Here is a 19160-nt window from a genome sequence, read left to right on the forward strand (position 1 = left end):
CGGTTATTCTCCCTTGCCTTGCTGGACAGCGAACACATCGGCAGCCTGCACGGTATCACCGGTATTATTATCAAAAGCATTACGGGTATAGGTGATGACCGCTGCTAATTCTTTTAAGCTGAGTTGCTTACCAAATGCCTGCATCGCGGTACCCGGGCGACCATTAACCAACACATTAATATGGCCGTTGCGATCGTTAAGGATTAACTCGCTGCCTTTTAACGCAGGGAAAATACCAGGTAACCCCATGCCAGTAGCCTGATGACAGGCGACGCACCAACCTTGATAGATTTTTTCACCGGTACTCATTAACTCTGCCATGCTCATATTCATGGCAAGTAATTCTTGTTCGGCGGCTTTTTCACCGGCGATCCGCGTTTCTTCTTGCTGGATCCACGCTAAATAATCTTCTTCGCTTTTGGCGATCACCACGATTGGCATAAAGCCATGGTCTTTACCGCATAACTCAGTACATTGCCCACGATAAGTGCCAGGCTCGTCTACCCGAGTCCATGCTTCGTTAATAAAGCCAGGGTTCGCATCTTTTTTAATGGCAAATGCAGGTACCCACCACGAGTGAATCACATCATCTGAGGTCATTAAGAAGCGAATTTTTTTCCCAACAGGAATCACTAAAGGCCGATCGACCTCTAATAGATAGTTTTCACCCTTGGCCAGTTTATTGGCCACTTGCTCTCTGGGTGTCGCTAATAATGAAAAGTACTCAACATCGTGTTCAAGGTATTTATAATGCCATTTCCACTGCGAACCGGTAATTTGCACGGTCACATCGGCAGCAGAGGTGTCATCCATCGCCAATAGGGTGGTCGTGGCGGGAAATGCCATCACAACAAGAATAACGACCGGAATGGCCGTCCACAGAATTTCAACCTTGGTACTTTCATGAAATGAAGCCGGCTGCACCCCTCTTGCTTTGCGGTGAAGGATCATGGATACAAACATAATCCCAAACACCACTGCACCGATAGCACAACAAATCCAGAAGATGGTCATATGCAGTTGATAAACCTGCTGACTGATCTCCGTAGCGCCTTTGGTCATATTCAAAGGCATAGATGTTGATGCATTTGCCGATGCGGCAAAAAATAGGGTCGGCAGCGACCAAACCAGACAACGCGTGTTTGTCACTGTACTTCTCCTCTGTCATTTGCATTGCAAACTGCAGAAACCAAGAACACAGAACTACACGGCTTTTATGTAAACCTATCCTGACCGAATCTATGTGGTAAGTTTCGCAATTTCTTATTTTTATTATTTTTTGTGATTTCGAAGCAAGCGCTGAAACCAGCAACTGTTAACTTTAATTATTTTTTGAACAGTTACCGCTTAAGAATTGTCCAGTATGAGCGTTATGTAAACCCCTAAAATGCAAAAGCACCGATAAAACCCAGAGGTCATACCAGTGCAATTATAAATTAACTTGTTGAACAGCGACTATTTTATAGCCAACTGCCGTTACGGATCACACCTACAGCAAGGCCTTCAACGGCAAATTGCTGTTCACGTAAATCGATTTTAATCACCTCAAAATCTGGATTCTCAGGAAGCAATAAAACTTCATGTCCTTGCCGCTGAAAACGCTTTACCGTTACTTCATCATCGACACGGGCGACAATCACTTGGCCATGTTCTGCTTGAGTTGTTTTATGCACGGCTAACAGATCGCCATCGAGGATGCCGATATCTTGCATACTCATACCTTGTACCCGAAGTAAAAAGTCAGCATGGGGTTTAAATAAATGCGCATCAATTTGATAATGATTTTGTACATGCTCAGCGGCTAAAATAGGCTGACCAGCGGCAACTTTGCCCACCAAAGGCAAACCCAATTGCTCGGGAGCGGAATCGTCTTCCAATAAACGGATCCCTCGCGAGGTACCGGGCATCATTTCCAGTACCCCCTTTTTAGCTAAGGCTTTGAGATGTTCTTCCGCTGCATTGGCAGATTTAAAACCTAAACGCAGCGCAATCTCGGCACGCGTGGGTGGCATTCCGGTTTCTTGTTGGTAATCTTTGATTAATTGCAGAATTTCGGCCTGACGAGGCGTTAATGGTCTCATAATGCTGGCTACCTATACAGTAAGTACTGTCAGTATATACAGCCTTTTTCGAAATGCCAAGCGTTGTTCTGCAGCTGAATTTGCCAGCTTACGCAGCTGTGGTATTCTTAGCACTGTTCAGTTTGCTCGGTATCATTATGTTCTCAAGCTTGTCGTTACTGACCTTATTATTAAAATGGCCTATTCGCCTACTCGTTAAATTCAAAATCGTTCCTGATAACCCCCTACAACAACTGGGAGTTAATAAAGAACGGCCATTATTTTATATATGCCACACCGAATCAGCCAGTGATGTCGCCACGCTGCGTCGCGTTTGCCAGCAACTAGCCTTGCCCGATCCGCTTAGCCATGTCGAACTGCGGGGGCAGAAATTATCACGCATCTTATTTCTCGAAAAACCTCACCAAATCATTGGTGGCCGCAGCGATACCCGTGCATTAAAGCAAGGACAAACATTACTCGCGGCTCATTTAGCCAACCCCAAATTACAGGCACAGCTGATGCCGATCTCGATCTTATGGGGTCGTGCACCAGGTAAGGAAGACAGTATTAAATGGTTACTGGGGGAAGCACATTCACCTAACTGGTTAGCTAAGTTACTGATTGTATTTATCTCAGGTCGACACACGCTGGTGCGCTTAAGTAAACCAGTAGATCTACAACAAATGGCTGGACAATTTGGCGCTGAAGCCAGCACTGCCAGAAAACTGCTGCGCATGTCACGGATCCACTTTTATCGACAGAGACTGGCAGCAACAGGGCCAAAACTGATGAACCGCAGTCAGTTATTTAATGCGCTATTAGCCACGCCTGCGGTTAAAAAAGCCATCGCCGATGAAGCGGCTAACCGCAATGGAGATTACGCCGCAGCGCGACAAGAAGCTCGCAAATTACTGCAAGAGATTGCAGCCGATTACCGCACGTCAACTTTACGTTTTGGTGATCGTATTCTGACATGGTTATGGCAAAAGCTTTATGCTGGCATTAAGGTCAATAATGTCGACACTTTGCGCGATCTGGCGCAAAAAGGACATGAAATTGTTTATGTACCTTGCCATCGAAGTCATATGGATTACTTGCTACTCAGTTATATTATTTATCATCAGGGGTTAGTGCCACCGCATATCGCCGCAGGCATTAACTTAAATTTCTGGCCTGCAGGCACGATTTTTCGTCGTGGCGGGGCATTTTTTATTCGACGCAGTTTCAGTGGCAATAAGTTGTATTCAACCGTTTTTCGCGAATATTTAAGCTTGCTGTTTATGAAAGGTTATGCGGTGAAGTACTACACCGAAGGTGGCCGTAGTCGCACGGGACGTTTATTAAACCCTAAAACCGGCATGCTGGCGATGACCCTACAATCAATGCTGCGTGGCATCGATCGCCCCGTTACTTTAGTGCCGGTTTATCTGGGTTATGAGCATGTCATGGAAGTAAACACTTACCTCAGTGAATTGCAGGGCTCTGGCAAGAAAAAGGAATCGGTTGGTGGTGTACTTAAGGCGATCCGTAATTTACGCGATTATGGCTTTGGCTATGTTAATTTTGGCGAACCCATTTCACTCAATCACTATTTAACGCAGCAAATACCGGATTGGAAAAGCGAGATTAATTCTCTTGAAGCGCCTAAACCGCAGTGGCTGAACCCGCTGGTGGCTAAATTGTCTGAGCAAATTATGCGACATATCAATCAGGCCGCGGCACTGAATAGCATTAATTTGCTGTCACTGGCGCTATTAGCCAGCGATAAACAAGCCATTAGTCGGCAAGAGCTGATCCAGCAACTTGACTGCTACCTGCAACTCCAGCAAGGCGCGCCCTATCATACCTTGGTGACACTGCCGCATATGTCTGCCGCAGACATGATTGATCATGCCCTGCAGATGAAAAAAATCCAAGTCAGTCGGGATAGTTTCGGTGATGTCATCAGCTTAACGCCAGCTAATACCGTATTGATGAGCTATTATCGCAATAATATTCTGCATTTATTTATTATCCCAGCCATCTTAGCCTCAGCCGTTTTACATCAACAACAAACGAGCCAAAGCCAGCTAATTCGTATTGCCGAACAATTGTATAGTTTGCTGCGCCAGGAATTATTTTTGTACGTACCCTCGGTAGGCAACTACGTAAAAACCATCTTGCAACAATTTATGCATCAGGGTTTAGTCCGGTTAGATGATGAGTATTATCGTGCGCCCTCTCAACACAGTCGCGAATATGTGATGCTGGAGCTGCTCGCACATAATGCCGAGCATACTTTACAGCGTTATGCTGTGGTCTTTAATTTATTGCGCGCGCATGGCCCATTAGATCGTGCAGATTTAGAGCAGCAAAGCCATCAGTTGGCGCAACGCTTGCTAACACTACACGGTATTAATGCGCCGGAATACTACGATAAAAACTTATTCGCCACGTTAAGTCAGGCACTAAAACAGGCAGGCTATACTCAGTTGGATCAAGACAACCGAGTATGTGCCACGGCAGAGCTTAGCACCCTATCTCAAACCGTGAATGTGCTGCTTCGCAGTGACGTACTGCAAAGTATTAATAGCATTATGCCGAAAGAATGTCGGGCTTAATCAGCACTGGCATACTCGCGAATAACGCCCTGTTGAATGGTGGTTGCTACAAGGCGGCCCTCACGCGTAAAGAAGTGGCCGTGCACCAAACCACGGCCGCCTGATGCCGCAGGGCTATCTACTGCATATAACAACCAGTCATCAAAGCGGAAATCATGGTGAAACCACATGGCATGATCAATCGTGGCCACTTGCATGTTTGGCGCTAAAAATGAGCGACCATGCGGTTGCAGTGCCGTGGGTAAAAAATTAAAGTCAGAGGCATAAGCTAAGAGATATTTATGCACGCGTAAATCATCCGGCATATTGCCATTAGCTTTAAACCAAACAAAACGCTTAGCGGCACTCACTTGTGGCGAAAAAGGGTTTTGAAAATCGACAGGTCGCATTTCAATCGGTTTTTCGCAGATAAATTTACTGCGTAACTTCTCTGGAATTTGTGTCGCATGTTGCTGATAAAAGTCTAAATCAGAAACTAATTCTTCCGGTGCCGGTACTTCGGGCATGGCAATTTGATGCTCAAAACCCACTTCACCGGTTTGAAACGACGCGGTCATATAAAAAATGGGTTTGCCAAATTGAATAGCGCTGATCCGTCTGGTGCTAAAACTCTTACCATCGCGGATGTTTTCTACTTCATAGACAATCGGTTTGCTGGCATCACCGGGTCTTAAAAAATAAGAGTGAAACGAATGGATTTTGCGCTCTTCAGGTAAGGTTTCTTTCGCCGCAGATAATGCCTGCCCCATTACTTGGCCACCAAACACCGCTTTGAAGCCTAAATCTTGACTTTGGCCACGATATAACCCTAACTCAATGCTTTCTAGCTTCAGTAAAGACAATAGATTTGCTAATACCTGACTCATATTCCGGCCTGTTCCATGATAAAAGTCCTGTTATTCTGCCGTAATTCATGGAGACTGGCAAAATGAACTATTGGATTTTTAAAACAGAACCGGCCGAATGTAGCATTGATGACTTTGCTAATGCCCCAGAACAAGCTATTGTTTGGGAGGGTGTGCGCAATTATCAGGCACGTAACTTTTTACGAGATGCCGTAAAAATTGGCGACCAAGTGCTGATCTATCATTCCAGTTGCCGCGTTATAGGTTTGGCAGGAATAGTAGAAGTTGTCCGGGCGGCTTACGCTGATCCCAGTCAGTTTCAAACTGACAGCCCATACTATGATAAAACAGCAACAACTGAGCAACCGCGATGGACCGCCGTGGATTTGCGATATTTGACACGATTCTCGCAAGTGGTCAGGTTGGACAAAATCAAAAGCTCAGTTATGATGAAAAATCACTCGTTAACCCAACGAGGAAATCGTTTATCTGTCATGCCGTTATCTAAAGAACAGTGGCAATCATTACTTGATTTACAGTAATGCAGTGCAGATTAATCGATCTTAACCATCTTGGAGCCCAGTATGTTTGCAACTCAGTCACAAGAAAGGCGCCGGATTAATAGGGACATTGATTATTTTTGGCAACAACTTAGCTTAGCTCAGAAATTTGCTGTTTCTGAACTGCAGCGGTATGGTTACCAATTACAGTTTGTTAGGAATATGGCATTTGGAAAAATTGCGGTGCTTGATTTTGATGGCAAGCTGGCAGCCATTGATCATCATGGTGAAATAGATACCGCACCCAATATTGTCTTACGTCATTAAATTTGTTTGCCTGCTGCTTATTACAGCTTCGCTTCAGGTTTAAAATAAGTATGCCGGCACTTGCCGGCATACTTATTTAGACTGATTTATCTACTCTGTAGCCAGTTTTTGAGCAATATAACGCCGAACTTGTTGCTCTAACACCGCTAATGGCACACTGCCATTACCTAATACCACCTGATGAAACTCTCGAATATCAAAACGCTCAGCCAGTTTCTGCTCGGCCTCTTGTCGCAAACGTTTAATGGTTAGCTCACCCAACTTATACGACAGAGCCTGCCCTGGCCAACTGATGTAACGGTCAATCTCGGTTTGCACATTATGTAACGACAGTGCCGTATTTTGTGCTAAGAAATCGATAGCCTGTTGCCGACTCCAACCTAAACTGTGCATACCGGTATCCACAACTAATCTGGCGGCGCGCCACATTTCATAAGTTAAGCGGCCAAAGTTACTATAGGGATCCTGATAAAAACCCATCTCAATACCTAAGTACTCCGCGTATAAGCCCCAGCCTTCACCAAAAGCTGAGGTGTAAAATGAACGACGATAATCAGCCAGTGTTGCTTGCTCTCTGGCCAAGGAAATTTGTAAATGATGGCCCGGCACCGCTTCATGCAGCGTTAACGCTTCCATTTCATATAATGGCCGCCGATTTAACGCATAGGTATTAACCCAGTAAAAACCCGCTTGATCATCACGCGTTGCTCCCGAATAACGACCGGTTGTGTATTTAGGAGCAATTTCAGCAGGGACTTCTACCACACCATAAGGTGTCCGCGGCAATAGCTTGAAAAAACGCGGTAATTGCGCATCGGCGCGTTTTGACAAATACGCGGCGTAACGCAGCAGTTCGTCTGCTGATTGCGGATAAAATTGTGGATCGGTGCGTAAAAACTGAACAAAGTCAGCAAAACTGCCGTCAAATCCCAAGCTATTAATCACTTGCTGCATTTCAGCTCGAATACGTTTTACTTCAGCCACACCGGTAGCATGCACCTGTTCAGGTGTTAATTTTAACGTTGTGTAATGCTCTAAACGATTTTGATAAAACGCCTTACCATCGGGCAAGTTGCTTGCGGCAATATCATCCCGCGCCCCAGGCAGATACTCATCAATCATAAACTGATAAAACGCTTGAAAAGCCGTATTCACTTCTGATCTGATCACATTTTTGGCTTGTTGTTGATACTGCTGCCATTGCATATCGGTTACAGCCGCCGGCTTTTGCAATAAAGGCTGAAAAAATACGCTTTGTTCTATATTTGTCACAATATAAGAGCTAATACTTTGCTCGTATCCCGCCAGCACGGCCTTAGGTTGAGTAATACCCTGACTTAAACCTTGACGCATCCAGCTAATTTGCTGCGACATATACTGGGGTACCGCTGCTAACTTCTGTAAGTACTGCTCGATATCGTTAATGTCTTTGATGGCAGTACGCTGCAAGCTAAATGCTAAAGCAGTATGAAAACCGGATTCAGATGTCAGCGGCATCAGATGGGCATTAAAACGATACTGGTCAATTTCATCAGCTAAACGATAAGCCAAAATGGCATGGTCAATTTGCTCTTGTTCAGTTAACTGCGAGCTGTCAATCGCCAATAAACGTTGCTGTAATGCTAAACGCTGATTTTGCCGCAAGCTCATGGCTTCAGCAGACATATCCATTAACTGCCCTGGTGCGGCAGTTTGAAGAGCTCTTTCCGCCAACCAAATGGTATTTGCCACCTCTTCAAAACTTAAGGCTGCTGGTGCGGGCGCTTTTGAAGCACAACCACTCAGCAAGGCTAATGCGGTTAATACGCCTGCCACTCTTTTTATTGTCATTAGCATAAACACACCCTGTTTTAATCGCTCATTCTTGATTGTAGCGGCTTTATTCTCAGATAGCAGCCCTACGAAACGCAGTATTACTGATGTTTATCGAGAGAATTAAGTAATGGAATTTTAAATTCCGTATCAGCTTTGGGATTTATTCACTGAATATAACAAATTATCCATAAAACCTGTTGCCACTGACGTTATATCACGTACTATGGTTTTGTAAATTAACAGCTTACCGTTAACGGAGCTCTAAGTCGTGCTATGAAGTATAAAGATACGATGCAGCAAGCCACGGATAAAGCCGCTCAAGTCGTTGCTTTTCTGAAACATAACCAGCTGGCGGCTCATCCGACAAACTACACGGTTGGGTATGAGTATATCAGTGGTAACAACAACGCGTTGTGCCAAGCAATTGAAGAAAAACTGGCTGCAAAAGCCCGCTTTGATGATTTTATTATGGCGGAGTTATACAACCGTCATTTGCTTCCCGAACAACAACAACAAGAGCAGTTACTGCAAGATGTTTCTGGTATGGTCACGCGCCTGTCTGGTTATACCGACTTAGCGGCTGAAGCCACTGAAGATTTTATTGATCAGCTTGATCATACCGTGTTTAAACTTGAACAAGATGCCATGCCAATGCCACCGGCATTAGCAGAGTTAAAGCAAGTTACCCTGACTTACCGCAAACAACAGCAACAGCTAAATCAACAGCTGGTAAGTGCCAATCAACAAAGCCACCAACTACGCAATGAACTTGAGCAAATCAAGCAACAGCGTTTACAAGACCCCTTAACCGGCTTGTATAACCGCGTAGCGATGCAAAGCCAAGTTGATTTATGGCTTAGTGAACAGCCTGATCGACAAATTGCGGCCATCGCGGTCGACTTAGACCATTTCAGCCGCTTTAATCGGGATTATGGTCATCTTATTGGCGACATAATATTGTCTAAAGTGGCAACTAAAGTGCGCAGTTATGTGCAAGAAAGCGGCCTACCTGTTCGTTCTGGTGGCGAACAATTCTTGTTATTACTACCCGATGTTGATTTACGCACTGCTAATGAAATTGCCGAACAAGTGCGTAAAGGCGTAGAAAAACTCCGTTTTATTTCTGCAAAAGACAAAAAGAGTTTGCCTAAAATCACCATTTCTCTTGGTGTCGCCCTGTATCAATCATCAGAAAACTGGTATCAGTTCTTAGCACGTACTGACAGCATCATGCTGCTCGCTAAACAGCGTGGGCGTAATCAAGTTGCCAGTGAAAGCATGCTAGCATTTGCCTAAGTTGCCGTTTACGGCAGTCGTTGACTTGACTACCGAATTTTCCCCTGTTCTGCAGTTACGCCTGTTGGCTCGGCTGCAGTAATCTTTTACACTAACAGTCTAGTATTTAAATCAGGCACTGTTATGAGCGATTCCAACAACAACACGACACATTTTGGCTTTAAATCGGTACCGGCAGAACAAAAGGTTGCCATGGTTGCGGATGTGTTTCATTCGGTAGCTGCCAAGTACGATATTATGAATGATGTCATGTCACTGGGCATTCATCGGTTGTGGAAACGCTTTACCATTGATTGTAGTGGTGTGCGCCCTGGCCAGCAAGTCCTTGATTTAGCCGGGGGAACAGGTGACATTACCGCACTTTTCTCAAAACGCGTCGGCACCACTGGCAAGGTAGTATTAGCCGATATCAATGAATCGATGCTCAATGTTGGCCGTGATAAATTACGTGATTTGGGCTTGGTCAATAATATTGAATATGTGCAAGCGAATGCAGAAGCCCTGCCCTTTGCCGATAACAGCTTTGATATCGTTTCTATCGGCTTTGGTTTACGCAATGTCACCGACAAAGACGCTGCCTTACGTTCCATCTTTCGCGTATTAAAGCCGGGGGGGCGCTTATTGGTACTGGAGTTCTCTAAGCCTAGCCATGAATGGTTAAGCAAGGCATACGACTTATATTCGTTCCGCTTATTGCCCTTTATGGGGCAATTAATTGCGAATGATAAAGAAAGCTATCAGTATCTGGCAGAATCTATCCGTATGCACCCTGACCAAGACACCTTAAAAGCCATGATGAGCGCTGCGGGCTTTGCCGAAGTCACCTACGAAAACTTAACCGGCGGTATTGTAGCGTTACACCGCGGGTATAAATTCTAATGTTACCCTTACTACCGCAATTACTTTGTGCCATTGCTGAAAAACTCAGCCGTAAGTTAATTGCGATGGATCCTGCTTGTAAGCCTGCTTTACAGCGTCTGCAAGGCAAGCAGCTGTCTTTTTGTTTACGCGACTTAAACTTAACCTTAGTGGTCAGCGCAAGTCATGACTCGTTACTGATTAATATGCATAACGAGGCTACTGATTGTAAAATCTCCACAAATTTAGCGACCTTACGCCAGCTGCGTGATCCCAGCCAGCTCACTAAATTGATTAAAAGTGATGCTCTAGACATTGATGGTGATTTACAAGTTGCCCAGCAATTTTCTTATTTTTTACAGCAATTAAATCCCGATTGGCAGCACGCTTTATCGGGCTATATCGGTGATGCCGCAGCACATAAAATCAGTATTACCTTGAGCCAGTTACAAGCCTATTTGCAAGAAAAAGTAAAATTACTCAGCCAATTACAACTGGAGTTGGTTCAAGATGAACTGCGGCTCAGCCCAACCCGTTTAGAAGCAGATCAATTTACCCAAGAACTTAGCGAGCTACAGGCACGATTAGAAATGTTACGTCGCCAGTTAAAACAATACCAGGAGCTTTAGGTGCGGATAAGTCGTTTTTACCAGATCCAAAAAACCATGCTGCAATACGGTCTGGACGAACTACTGCCAAAACACTGGCAACCTTGGTACGCGCGTTTATTCCGTCGTTGTGCCTTTTGGTTACGTAATCGTTATCCAGAACACGCCGTGGGCGCCAGATTGCGTTTAGCCTTGCAAAGTTTAGGGCCGGTGTGGATTAAATTTGGCCAAATGCTCTCAACTCGCCGTGACCTGCTTCCCGCAGCCTTGGTGGATGAATTAAGTATTTTGCAGGATAAAGTGGCGCCCTTTCCTGGAGAGGAAGCACAGCAACTGATCGAACAAGCACTGGGGTTAAACCACATCAGTGATTTATTTGCCGATTTTGACGTGACACCTTTAGCCTCAGCCTCAATCGCCCAAGTGCATACCGCGCAATTGCGCCAAGACGATGGCCGTGTCGCAGACGTTGTAATCAAAGTGATCCGCCCCGGTATTCGTAAACAAATTTTGGCTGATTTAGCGCTAATGGATAGCTTAGCGCAAATTGCAGCACGGTTTTTACCTGACGGCAAACGTTTGCGACCACGCGAAGTCGTCGCGGAATACCGCAAAACCATTTTAGATGAATTAGATTTACAACGTGAAGCCGCCAACGCCATTCAATTAAAACGTAATTTCGAAGGCTCAGATTCGCTGTATATTCCTTTGGTTTACGCTGATCACTGTCGCAACAATGTCATGGTGATGGAACGTATTTACGGTATTCCGGTTTCAGATATACCGGCGCTGCAAGCACAAGGCACCGACATGGAATTGCTGGCCAAACGCGGTGTAGAAGTCTTTTTTACGCAGGTGTTTCGCGACAGTTTTTTCCATGCCGATATGCATCCAGGTAATATCTTTGTCTCGCGTGAACACCCCGAGAACCCACTGTACATCGGCATCGACTGTGGCATCGTGGGCACCTTAAATGCTGAAGATAAACGCTATTTAGCTGAAAACTTTGTCGCCTTTTTTAACCGTGATTATCGCAAAGTGGCACAGCTTCATCTGGATTCGGGCTGGGTACCGGCTCATACCAAAGTAGAAGAGTTTGAAAGCGCAATCCGTACCGTGTGTGAACCGATCTTTCAAAAACCGTTGGCCGAAATTTCCTTTGGCCAAGTCCTGCTCAATTTATTTAATACCGCGCGACGCTTTGAAATGCAGGTGCAGCCGCAACTGGTTCTTTTACAAAAAACCTTGCTTTATATCGAAGGGCTAGGTCGCCAGCTATATCCGCAACTGGATCTGTGGAAAACAGCGAAACCCTTTTTAGAGAATTGGGTAAAACAACAAGTCGGTTTACCGGCTATTTGGCGCCAAGTAAAAGAAAACCTGCCGTTTTGGGCTGAGAAGATGCCGCAAATGCCGGAATTATTTCATCGCTATTTGCAGCAAGGCCCACAACATCAGCAAGCCTTGTTATTGCAACTACAACAACTGCAACTGCAGCAACAACAAAGCAAACGGCAAATAATTAACGCTATTCTTGCTGCAGCCAGCGTGATTAGTGCTAGTATAACGTTCAATCAAGGGAACACTTGGCTTTCTACCACACTGGGGCTGTTCGCCGCCTTCTTTGTAATTAAAGCCCTTTTGGCTTAGCCAGCGCATAACATAGTTTTAGCATCGATGAGGAGTGCAACATGGGTATCAGTATTTGGCAATTATTAATTGTCTTAGTCATCGTGGTGTTATTGTTTGGCACGAAACGTCTAGGCAGCATAGGCAATGATCTTGGCGCTGCTATCAAAGGGTTTCGTAACTCAGTAAAAGATGAAAAAGCCGACGACGAAACAGACGAAAGCTTTAAAAAACCAGAGCAACTTGCTGAGAAATCGCATGGTGCAACTGAGTCAACTTCTACACAGTCTGTTAACTCTGAGAAAGATAAACACTAACTATGGGCTTTTGGGAACTCCTCGTCATTGCCATAGTAGCGTTACTCGTGCTTGGGCCAGAACGTTTACCAGGTGCTATCCGCAGTACCATGAAAACAGTGCGTAGCGTGAAGCAGTTTGGCCAACAAATGCAAGCCGAACTCAGCGACAACCTACGGATACACGAATTACATCAAAAACTTAAAGATGCTGAAGCTAAAAACTTACTTAATCTTAGTGATGATGAAAAAGCAGCCATCAAAGAATTAACTGAAGCGGCAAATTCGGTAAGACCATCCAATGCCCAAATGTCATTGAACAACTTAACTCAACAACTTGGCAAAGACCTCACCCCTACTTCCAGTGAGACTGTCGTAAAAGATGAAAACAAAACCGGATCCTAATAGCCTTCTTGGTCATTTAATTGAATTACGCAATAGAATACTGCGCTCTGTTATTGCAGTATTACTGGTATTCCTTTGTTTGGCTTATTTTGCACGCGACATCTACGCTTTACTAGCCAAACCCTTGCTGGCGGTGCTACCAGAAGGTACCAGCATGATTGCCACCGATGTGGCTGCGCCTTTCTTTGCGCCGTTTAAATTAACCTTTATGGTCTCTATTTGTTTAGCGATTCCCTATATTTTACTGCAAGTGTGGCAGTTTATTGCCCCAGCGCTATACAGCCGGGAAAAACGCTTAATGGCGCCGTTAGTGGCGAGCAGTACCTTGTTATTTTATGGTGGCATCGCTTTCGCTTATTTTATTGTTTTCCCATTGGTTTTTGCCTTTTTCACTAGCGTCGCGCCAGAAGGTGTAACCATTGCCACTGACATTACCAGTTACCTAGACTTTGTTCTGAAGCTGTTTTTTGCTTTTGGTTTGTCCTTTGAAATTCCTATCGCCATTCTATTACTGGTATGGAGTGGTAGCGTTAGCCGTGCCACCTTGGCAGAAAAACGGCCTTACATTATTGTCGGGGCCTTTATTCTCGGCATGCTATTAACCCCACCAGATGTGTTATCACAAACGTTATTGGCTATTCCAATGTGGATGCTATTTGAAGTGGGCCTGTGGCTTAGCCGCTTTTATGAGCCTAAAGCCGATAACAGTGCAGCAGACAACACTGAGGAGCAACAACCATGATCAAACGCTTGTTAACAACTAGCAGTTTATTGCTGTGTTTCAGCCCGTTCAGCATGGCACAAAGCCCCCTTGCGAATGCACTTGAACAGTGCCGCACGCTAACGCAAACAGCGCAACGCTTGGCCTGTTATGATGCCATTAATACATCGACCAATACGTTAAGTACTTCAGCACCGACACTTGCACCTGCAGAAGTCGTGCAAACTAAGCCTGAGGTTGCAGCCGAAGTTGATCTTAAAACGATAGAAAGCCAATTTGGTCACGAACGTAAGCAAGCCGTGGATAATATTGAGCAAATCACTTCTATCGTGCGAAAAGTCAGCTATAGCTTGCGTAAAGAGGTCATTGTGGAATTTGAGAATGACCAAGTGTGGCGTCAAACTCATTCTGCTTTTTATCCCATCAGTGTAGGTGAGGCACATCATATTAAGCGTGGCGCGGTCGGATCGTTTTATCTAGCCAATGATAAAAACAACCGTACGCTTAAAGTAAGACGCATTGACTAATCATGCGCTGGTTTGACTGTGGGCTTAATCTTTTTAGTGCCCAATTCGCGGCCCAAGAAAGCGCCATTATCGCTGCAGCAAATGCCGCGGGTGTCACTGATTGTTTATTAATTAGTAGCGACTTAGCCGAAAGCCAGAAAAATCTCAGCTTTTGCCAGCAACATACCGGTTGTTACAGTACTGCTGGCGTGCACCCGCACCAAGCGGCCAACGTCGGGGCAGACTGGCTGCAACAACTTGCCCTGCAGCTGCAAGCAAACCATGTATTGGCGATAGGCGAATGTGGCTTAGACTTTAATCGCAATTTTTCACCACGCGACCAACAACAACAGGTCTTTGCCGAACAGCTCACGCTGGCTAAGCAGTATCAATTACCCGTGTATCTGCACGAACGCGATGCCTTTGCTACGCAAATAGCCATGCTAAAAGAACAACCCCCGCTTCGCGGTGGCATTGCCCATTGTTTTACGGGCGATACTAACCAACTGAAAGCCTACCTTGAGCTTGGACTTTATATTGGTATTACCGGTTGGTTATGTGACGAGCGCCGAGGCCAAGCCTTACAACAAGCTATTCAATATTTACCGGCCGATCGTTTAATCTTAGAAACCGACGCACCCTATTTAACCCCCCGAACTATCAGGCCGCGCCCTCGGCATAATACGCCCGCTTTATTGCCTGCTATTGGCGCCGAAGTTGCGCGTTTAACGGGGCAAAGCTTAGCGCAAGTCGCCGAGCAGAGTTACCAAAATAGCTGTCGTTTATTGCAATTACCCGTTGAGGATATTATTGATGCACACTAACCGTTTTTTTCCTGCTAGCCGTTTACGCCGTATGCGTGAGCATGATTTTAGCCGACGTTTAATGGCAGAAAATCAGCTAACAGTGAACGACCTGATTTATCCGATGTTCATTATCGACGGTGTTAATAAACGCGAAGCCATTGCCTCAATGCCCGGCATAGAACGGCTTACACTGGATTTGCTACTCGAAGAAGCCAAAGCATTAGTCGCACTGGGGATCCCTGCTATCGCGCTGTTCCCAGTCACCCCAGCCGCCAATAAATCATTAACCGCTGAGGAAGCGTGGAACCCCGATGGTTTAGCGCAGCGCGCAGTTCAGTTATTAAAAGAACATACACCCGAATTGGGCATCATTACCGATGTGGCATTAGATCCTTTTACCACGCATGGCCAAGACGGCATTATTGATGAAAAGGGTTACGTGCAAAACGACATTACCACCGCAGCATTGGTAAAACAGGCATTGTCGCATGCCGCAGCCGGTGCCGATGTGGTGGCGCCCTCTGATATGATGGATGGTCGAATTGGGGCGATCCGCGAAGCATTAGAAGAAGCCGGTTATGTGAATACCCGCATCATGGCTTACTCTGCTAAATATGCCTCCAGCTATTATGGCCCGTTCCGCGATGCGGTTGGCTCAGCTGGCAACCTAAAAGGCGGCAATAAAAAGAATTACCAGATGGATCCGGCAAACAGCAATGAAGCCCTGCACGAAGTGGCCATGGACCTGGAAGAAGGTGCGGATATGGTCATGGTAAAGCCAGGTATGCCGTATCTGGATATTGTCCGTCGCGTGAAAGACGAGTTTGGCGTGCCAACTTTTGCCTACCAGGTTAGTGGTGAATACGCCATGCATATGGCCGCTATTCAAAATGGCTGGCTTGCAGAGCAACCGGTGGTTATGGAGTCGTTATTAGCCTTTAAACGGGCAGGCGCAGATGGCATTTTGACGTATTTTGCGAAGAAGGTCGCGATCTGGTTAAAACAAAACGGTTAAGCGACAAGAGGATGCTTGCTGCCTTGCTTTTAGCAATGGCGGCAAGCAGACTTAATTGATAATTAATTCCCAACCCGCTTGTTGCTGATATTGTACTTCTTGTTCTAACTCGGCACGCATTAACGGATGCTGCTCTAGCCAACCCGCTGGCATCGTTAAGGTCAGGGTTTCTGCCTTAGCGCTAATCGTTACCTGCGGTAAAGCCTCCAACCGACGCCGCATCGACATAATTACCGCTAAACGTAAGATCCGCGTTAAACGCACGGTTAATAACACCGAGGTCATAGTTTGTCTGGCGATCACTTCCCGTGCAATATCAGCACGATGGTTATACACCAAAGCCATCACTAACTGCTGTTGCGCACGGGTAAACCCGGGCAAGTCAGAATGATTGATAATATAAGCACCGTGGTGATGGTGATTTTTATATTCAATCAGTAAGCCCAGCTCATGCAATAAGGCACCAGAACGAAGCATACTGTGCCCTTCAAACTTTTGCAGATCCCAACGGCTTTGTAATTGCCCAGCCAACTCCGTCGCCATCTCGGCAACCCGCTCGGCATGTTGCTGGTCAATAAAGTAACGTACCATCAAGCTGTTTACTGTACGATTACGCACATTACTGTCTTGCAGGCCCGGCAACATGCTATACAGCACGCCTTCGCGTAAAGCGCCACCGGATAAGGTCATGCCACTAATTTGTAGCTGCCGAAACAGCGCAATCAAAATCGCTAAACCAGAGGCAAACACTTGTTTACGTTCTTGCGCTAAACCTAAGATACTTAATTGCTCAACCGGACCACACGCCATGGCTTGCTGCATAATGTCTTCTAAACGGCGCAGTGTAATCACTTCGTCTTTGCCCTGTGCCACCAAGATTTCTTGCATGGCTTGCACGGTGCCTGACGCCCCCACCGCAATTTGCCAACCTTCATTAAGAAAAGACTCACGGATCTTAACGATCTCCGTTTCAGCCGCTTGAATCGCCGCCGAGAAATTATCTTCGCTTAATTGTTGGTCTGTAAAATAACGCTCAAGGTAGGTTACGCAGCCCATATTCAGGCTAGATAGTAAAGTCGGTGTAAAACCCTGGCCAATGACGACCTCGGTACTGGCACCGCCAATATCGATCACCAAGCGGTTGCTGTCGCTATTGGAGGTATGTGCAACACCTAAGTAAATAATGCGCGCTTCGTCTTCACCGCTAATCACTTGCACCTGTTGGCCAAGGATCGCTTCTGCTTCTTGCAAAAACACTTTGACGTTTTGGGCTAAACGTAAGGTGGCAGTGCCGACGATGCGAATATTTTCAGCCGGAATATCTTGCAAGCGCTCTGCAAATAACGCCAAACACTCCCAACCACGTTTCATGGCTTTGTGGCTGAGGACTAAGTTGTCATTTAAACCCGCAGCCAAACGTACTTTGCGTTTAACCCGGCCAATAACTTGCACAGAACCGCCAACCACTTTGACCATCAACATATGAAAACTGTTGGAGCCGAGATCAATCACCGCATAAATATCACTATGCGGTGAGCGTATCGAGGCAGCGTGATCGCTGTCGAGGGAGTGATTATCTAGGGCGGCTGCGAGGAGATCTTGTGCCATTACTCGGGCGTCCACTATTACCGCGGTTACCTGCACCACTTCGTGCTTGTGCTGGACGGCGTCTAACACGTGGCTTCGGTGGTGTAACATCAGTTAACAAGGCATCAGCATCATACTGGGTAACAGGTACCGGATGCCGAATATAATCTTCGATCGCGGTTAAGTTTAGGGCATAACGCTCACATGCAAAACTGATCGCTTTACCACTTTCACCCGCACGGCCGGTTCGACCAATACGATGCACATAATCTTCGCAATCATCGGGTAAGTCATAGTTAAATACATGACTTACCATCGGAATATGCAAACCACGCGCAGCCACATCGGTGGCAACTAAAATATCTAACTTACCGGTTGTAAAATCGTCGAGAATTTTTAAACGTTTCTTCTGAATAACATCGCCAGTCAGTAAACCGACGCGGTGACCATCAGCATCTAACCAATGATACACGTCTTCACAGGCGTGCTTAGTATTCGCAAAAACAATGGCTTTATCTGGCCATTCTTCTTCTAATAACGTCAGCAACAAAGCCATTTTGTGCTCATGTGCTGGATAAAACAGCTCTTCACTGATCCGGCTGCCGGTCATTTCTTCTGGTGCGATATGGATATGCACTGGCTGATTCATTTTTTCAAAGGCCAGTTCTTGTACCTTGTAAGACAAAGTAGCTGAAAAAAGTAAACTTAACCGCTCAGTGACTGGCGGCATACGATTAAACATAAAGCGGATATCTTTGATAAAGCCCAGATCGAACATGCGATCAGCTTCATCTAACACCACCACTTGAATTTGTGACAGCTCAAATAAGCCTTGTTTTAAATAATCAATTAAGCGACCGGTAGTGCCGATCAAAATATCTACGCCTTGTTCTAACAATTGGCGTTGAGAATCGTAACCCTCGCCCCCATAAATCAAGCCAAGGCGCAGATTCGATTTTTGCGCTAGCATAACGGCATCATTATGGATCTGAACTGCCAACTCTCGCGTAGGAGCCATTATGATGGCGCGAGGTTGACCTGAACCCTTGGGTTCATGCGTAAGCAGATGATGGAAGGTCGCAGTAAGGAAAGCGAGTGTTTTACCCGTACCCGTCTGTGCTTGACCTGCAATGTCTTTCCCAGCAAGCGCTAGGGGTAAACATTGTGCCTGAATTGGCGTACAATAGTCATAACCTTGCGCTGCAAGAGCGTCAAGAACCTGTGGTGCCAATCCGAAATCGGCGAATTTATGCGATGTTAAGTGTGTTTTATTCATATCTACCT

19 protein-coding genes are annotated in these 19160 nt (G+C 45.7%); 13 read left to right on the forward strand and 6 right to left on the reverse strand.

Annotated features, from left to right (window positions below; genetic code table 11):
- Positions 1-3: 3 nt before the first annotated feature.
- A complete protein-coding gene (gene coxB, locus ORJ01_RS14145) occupies positions 4-1074 on the reverse strand; it encodes a cytochrome c oxidase subunit II (RefSeq protein WP_226751446.1) in 1071 nt (356 codons plus the stop codon).
- A 386-nt stretch (positions 1075-1460) separates the two neighbouring features.
- Positions 1461-2081, reverse strand: coding sequence for a transcriptional repressor LexA (gene lexA / locus ORJ01_RS14150; protein WP_226751343.1), 621 nt, complete (start codon positions 2079-2081; stop codon positions 1461-1463).
- A gap of 80 nt (positions 2082-2161) precedes the next feature.
- On the opposite strand from lexA, the gene plsB reads away from it, so the two are divergent.
- Positions 2162-4663, forward strand: coding sequence for a glycerol-3-phosphate 1-O-acyltransferase PlsB (gene plsB, locus ORJ01_RS14155; protein WP_306178585.1), 2502 nt, complete (start codon positions 2162-2164; stop codon positions 4661-4663).
- Here the strand turns inward: plsB and tesB are convergent.
- Positions 4660-5529: an acyl-CoA thioesterase II gene (gene tesB, locus ORJ01_RS14160; protein ID WP_306178586.1), complete on the reverse strand. Its 870-nt coding sequence runs from the start codon at positions 5527-5529 to the stop codon at positions 4660-4662. The two genes, plsB and tesB, sit on opposite strands and share 4 nt — an antisense overlap.
- Positions 5530-5591: 62 nt before the next feature.
- Here tesB and ORJ01_RS14165 point away from each other — a divergent pair, with 62 nt between their 5' ends.
- Both ORJ01_RS14165 and ORJ01_RS14170 read left to right on the forward strand, forming a co-directional pair.
- Positions 5592-6050, forward strand: a complete 459-nt coding sequence (locus ORJ01_RS14165; RefSeq protein ID WP_226751346.1) for an EVE domain-containing protein — start codon at positions 5592-5594, stop codon at positions 6048-6050.
- A 42-nt stretch (positions 6051-6092) separates the two neighbouring features.
- Complete coding sequence (locus tag ORJ01_RS14170) at positions 6093-6335, forward strand: hypothetical protein (RefSeq protein ID WP_226751347.1); 243 nt, start codon at positions 6093-6095, stop codon at positions 6333-6335.
- Between the two features lie 90 nt (positions 6336-6425).
- On the opposite strand, the gene ORJ01_RS14175 is transcribed toward ORJ01_RS14170, so the two are convergent.
- A complete protein-coding gene (locus ORJ01_RS14175) occupies positions 6426-8165 on the reverse strand; it encodes a DUF885 family protein (protein WP_306178587.1) in 1740 nt (579 codons plus the stop codon).
- Positions 8166-8423: 258 nt separating this feature from the next.
- On the opposite strand from ORJ01_RS14175, the gene ORJ01_RS14180 reads away from it, so the two are divergent.
- The 10 genes from ORJ01_RS14180 to hemB all read left to right on the forward strand — a co-directional run bounded on the left by ORJ01_RS14180 (position 8424) and on the right by hemB (position 16289).
- Entirely contained in the window at positions 8424-9446 is a 1023-nt protein-coding gene (locus ORJ01_RS14180; protein WP_226751348.1) for a GGDEF domain-containing protein, read from the forward strand.
- A gap of 123 nt (positions 9447-9569) precedes the next feature.
- Positions 9570-10325 carry a bifunctional demethylmenaquinone methyltransferase/2-methoxy-6-polyprenyl-1,4-benzoquinol methylase UbiE gene (ubiE, locus tag ORJ01_RS14185; RefSeq protein WP_226751349.1) on the forward strand — a complete coding sequence of 252 codons (756 nt, stop codon included), beginning with the start codon at positions 9570-9572 and terminating at the stop codon, positions 10323-10325.
- Complete coding sequence (locus ORJ01_RS14190; protein WP_226751350.1) at positions 10325-10933, forward strand: SCP2 domain-containing protein; 609 nt, start codon at positions 10325-10327, stop codon at positions 10931-10933. Before ubiE ends, ORJ01_RS14190 begins: the two co-directional genes overlap by 1 nt.
- Positions 10934-12562 carry a ubiquinone biosynthesis regulatory protein kinase UbiB gene (ubiB, locus tag ORJ01_RS14195; protein WP_306178588.1) on the forward strand — a complete coding sequence of 543 codons (1629 nt, stop codon included), beginning with the start codon at positions 10934-10936 and terminating at the stop codon, positions 12560-12562.
- Between the two features lie 41 nt (positions 12563-12603).
- On the forward strand, positions 12604-12858 hold the full coding sequence (gene tatA, locus ORJ01_RS14200; RefSeq protein ID WP_226751352.1) for a twin-arginine translocase TatA/TatE family subunit: 255 nt from the start codon (positions 12604-12606) through the stop codon (positions 12856-12858).
- Positions 12859-12860: 2 nt separating this feature from the next.
- Positions 12861-13241: a Sec-independent protein translocase protein TatB gene (tatB, locus tag ORJ01_RS14205; RefSeq protein WP_226751353.1), complete on the forward strand. Its 381-nt coding sequence runs from the start codon at positions 12861-12863 to the stop codon at positions 13239-13241.
- Entirely contained in the window at positions 13219-13983 is a 765-nt protein-coding gene (tatC, locus tag ORJ01_RS14210) for a twin-arginine translocase subunit TatC (protein WP_226751354.1), read from the forward strand. The genes tatB and tatC overlap by 23 nt, the downstream gene beginning before the upstream one ends.
- On the forward strand, positions 13980-14489 hold the full coding sequence (locus tag ORJ01_RS14215; protein WP_306178591.1) for a hypothetical protein: 510 nt from the start codon (positions 13980-13982) through the stop codon (positions 14487-14489). The genes tatC and ORJ01_RS14215 overlap by 4 nt, the downstream gene beginning before the upstream one ends.
- A gap of 2 nt (positions 14490-14491) precedes the next feature.
- Positions 14492-15292 carry a TatD family hydrolase gene (locus ORJ01_RS14220; RefSeq protein ID WP_306178592.1) on the forward strand — a complete coding sequence of 267 codons (801 nt, stop codon included), beginning with the start codon at positions 14492-14494 and terminating at the stop codon, positions 15290-15292.
- Complete coding sequence (hemB, locus tag ORJ01_RS14225) at positions 15282-16289, forward strand: porphobilinogen synthase (RefSeq protein WP_229586055.1); 1008 nt, start codon at positions 15282-15284, stop codon at positions 16287-16289. Before ORJ01_RS14220 ends, hemB begins: the two co-directional genes overlap by 11 nt.
- A 51-nt stretch (positions 16290-16340) precedes the next feature.
- Here hemB and gppA read toward each other — a convergent pair whose 3' ends face one another.
- Together gppA and rhlB are read right to left on the reverse strand one after the other, a co-directional pair.
- Positions 16341-17897 carry a guanosine-5'-triphosphate,3'-diphosphate diphosphatase gene (gene gppA / locus ORJ01_RS14230; protein WP_306178664.1) on the reverse strand — a complete coding sequence of 519 codons (1557 nt, stop codon included), beginning with the start codon at positions 17895-17897 and terminating at the stop codon, positions 16341-16343.
- Positions 17863-19152: an ATP-dependent RNA helicase RhlB gene (rhlB, locus tag ORJ01_RS14235; RefSeq protein WP_306178594.1), complete on the reverse strand. Its 1290-nt coding sequence runs from the start codon at positions 19150-19152 to the stop codon at positions 17863-17865. Before rhlB ends, gppA begins: the two co-directional genes overlap by 35 nt.
- Between the last annotated feature and the right edge of the window lie 8 nt (positions 19153-19160).

This window comes from Alishewanella sp. SMS8 (assembly GCF_030737935.1).
Classification (GTDB): Bacteria; Pseudomonadota; Gammaproteobacteria; order Enterobacterales; family Alteromonadaceae; genus Alishewanella; species Alishewanella maricola.

Excerpts from the sequence above, each read along its gene's own strand:
- gppA (WP_306178664.1), bottom strand. The coding sequence starts at position 17,897 with ATGGCACAAGATCTCCTCGCAGCCGCCCTAGATAATCACTCCCTCGAC.
- ORJ01_RS14165 (WP_226751346.1), top strand. The coding sequence starts at position 5,592 with ATGAACTATTGGATTTTTAAAACAGAACCGGCCGAATGTAGCATTGAT.
- ORJ01_RS14170 (WP_226751347.1), top strand. The coding sequence starts at position 6,093 with ATGTTTGCAACTCAGTCACAAGAAAGGCGCCGGATTAATAGGGACATT.
- ORJ01_RS14180 (WP_226751348.1), top strand. The coding sequence starts at position 8,424 with ATGAAGTATAAAGATACGATGCAGCAAGCCACGGATAAAGCCGCTCAA.
- ORJ01_RS14190 (WP_226751350.1), top strand. The coding sequence starts at position 10,325 with ATGTTACCCTTACTACCGCAATTACTTTGTGCCATTGCTGAAAAACTC.
- ORJ01_RS14220 (WP_306178592.1), top strand. The coding sequence starts at position 14,492 with ATGCGCTGGTTTGACTGTGGGCTTAATCTTTTTAGTGCCCAATTCGCG.
- ORJ01_RS14175 (WP_306178587.1), bottom strand. The coding sequence starts at position 8,165 with ATGACAATAAAAAGAGTGGCAGGCGTATTAACCGCATTAGCCTTGCTG.
- hemB (WP_229586055.1), top strand. The coding sequence starts at position 15,282 with ATGCACACTAACCGTTTTTTTCCTGCTAGCCGTTTACGCCGTATGCGT.
- tatA (WP_226751352.1), top strand. The coding sequence starts at position 12,604 with ATGGGTATCAGTATTTGGCAATTATTAATTGTCTTAGTCATCGTGGTG.
- tatC (WP_226751354.1), top strand. The coding sequence starts at position 13,219 with ATGAAAACAAAACCGGATCCTAATAGCCTTCTTGGTCATTTAATTGAA.
- coxB (WP_226751446.1), bottom strand. The coding sequence starts at position 1,074 with ATGCCTTTGAATATGACCAAAGGCGCTACGGAGATCAGTCAGCAGGTT.
- ubiE (WP_226751349.1), top strand. The coding sequence starts at position 9,570 with ATGAGCGATTCCAACAACAACACGACACATTTTGGCTTTAAATCGGTA.
- ORJ01_RS14215 (WP_306178591.1), top strand. The coding sequence starts at position 13,980 with ATGATCAAACGCTTGTTAACAACTAGCAGTTTATTGCTGTGTTTCAGC.
- tesB (WP_306178586.1), bottom strand. The coding sequence starts at position 5,529 with ATGAGTCAGGTATTAGCAAATCTATTGTCTTTACTGAAGCTAGAAAGC.
- rhlB (WP_306178594.1), bottom strand. The coding sequence starts at position 19,152 with ATGAATAAAACACACTTAACATCGCATAAATTCGCCGATTTCGGATTG.
- tatB (WP_226751353.1), top strand. The coding sequence starts at position 12,861 with ATGGGCTTTTGGGAACTCCTCGTCATTGCCATAGTAGCGTTACTCGTG.
- lexA (WP_226751343.1), bottom strand. The coding sequence starts at position 2,081 with ATGAGACCATTAACGCCTCGTCAGGCCGAAATTCTGCAATTAATCAAA.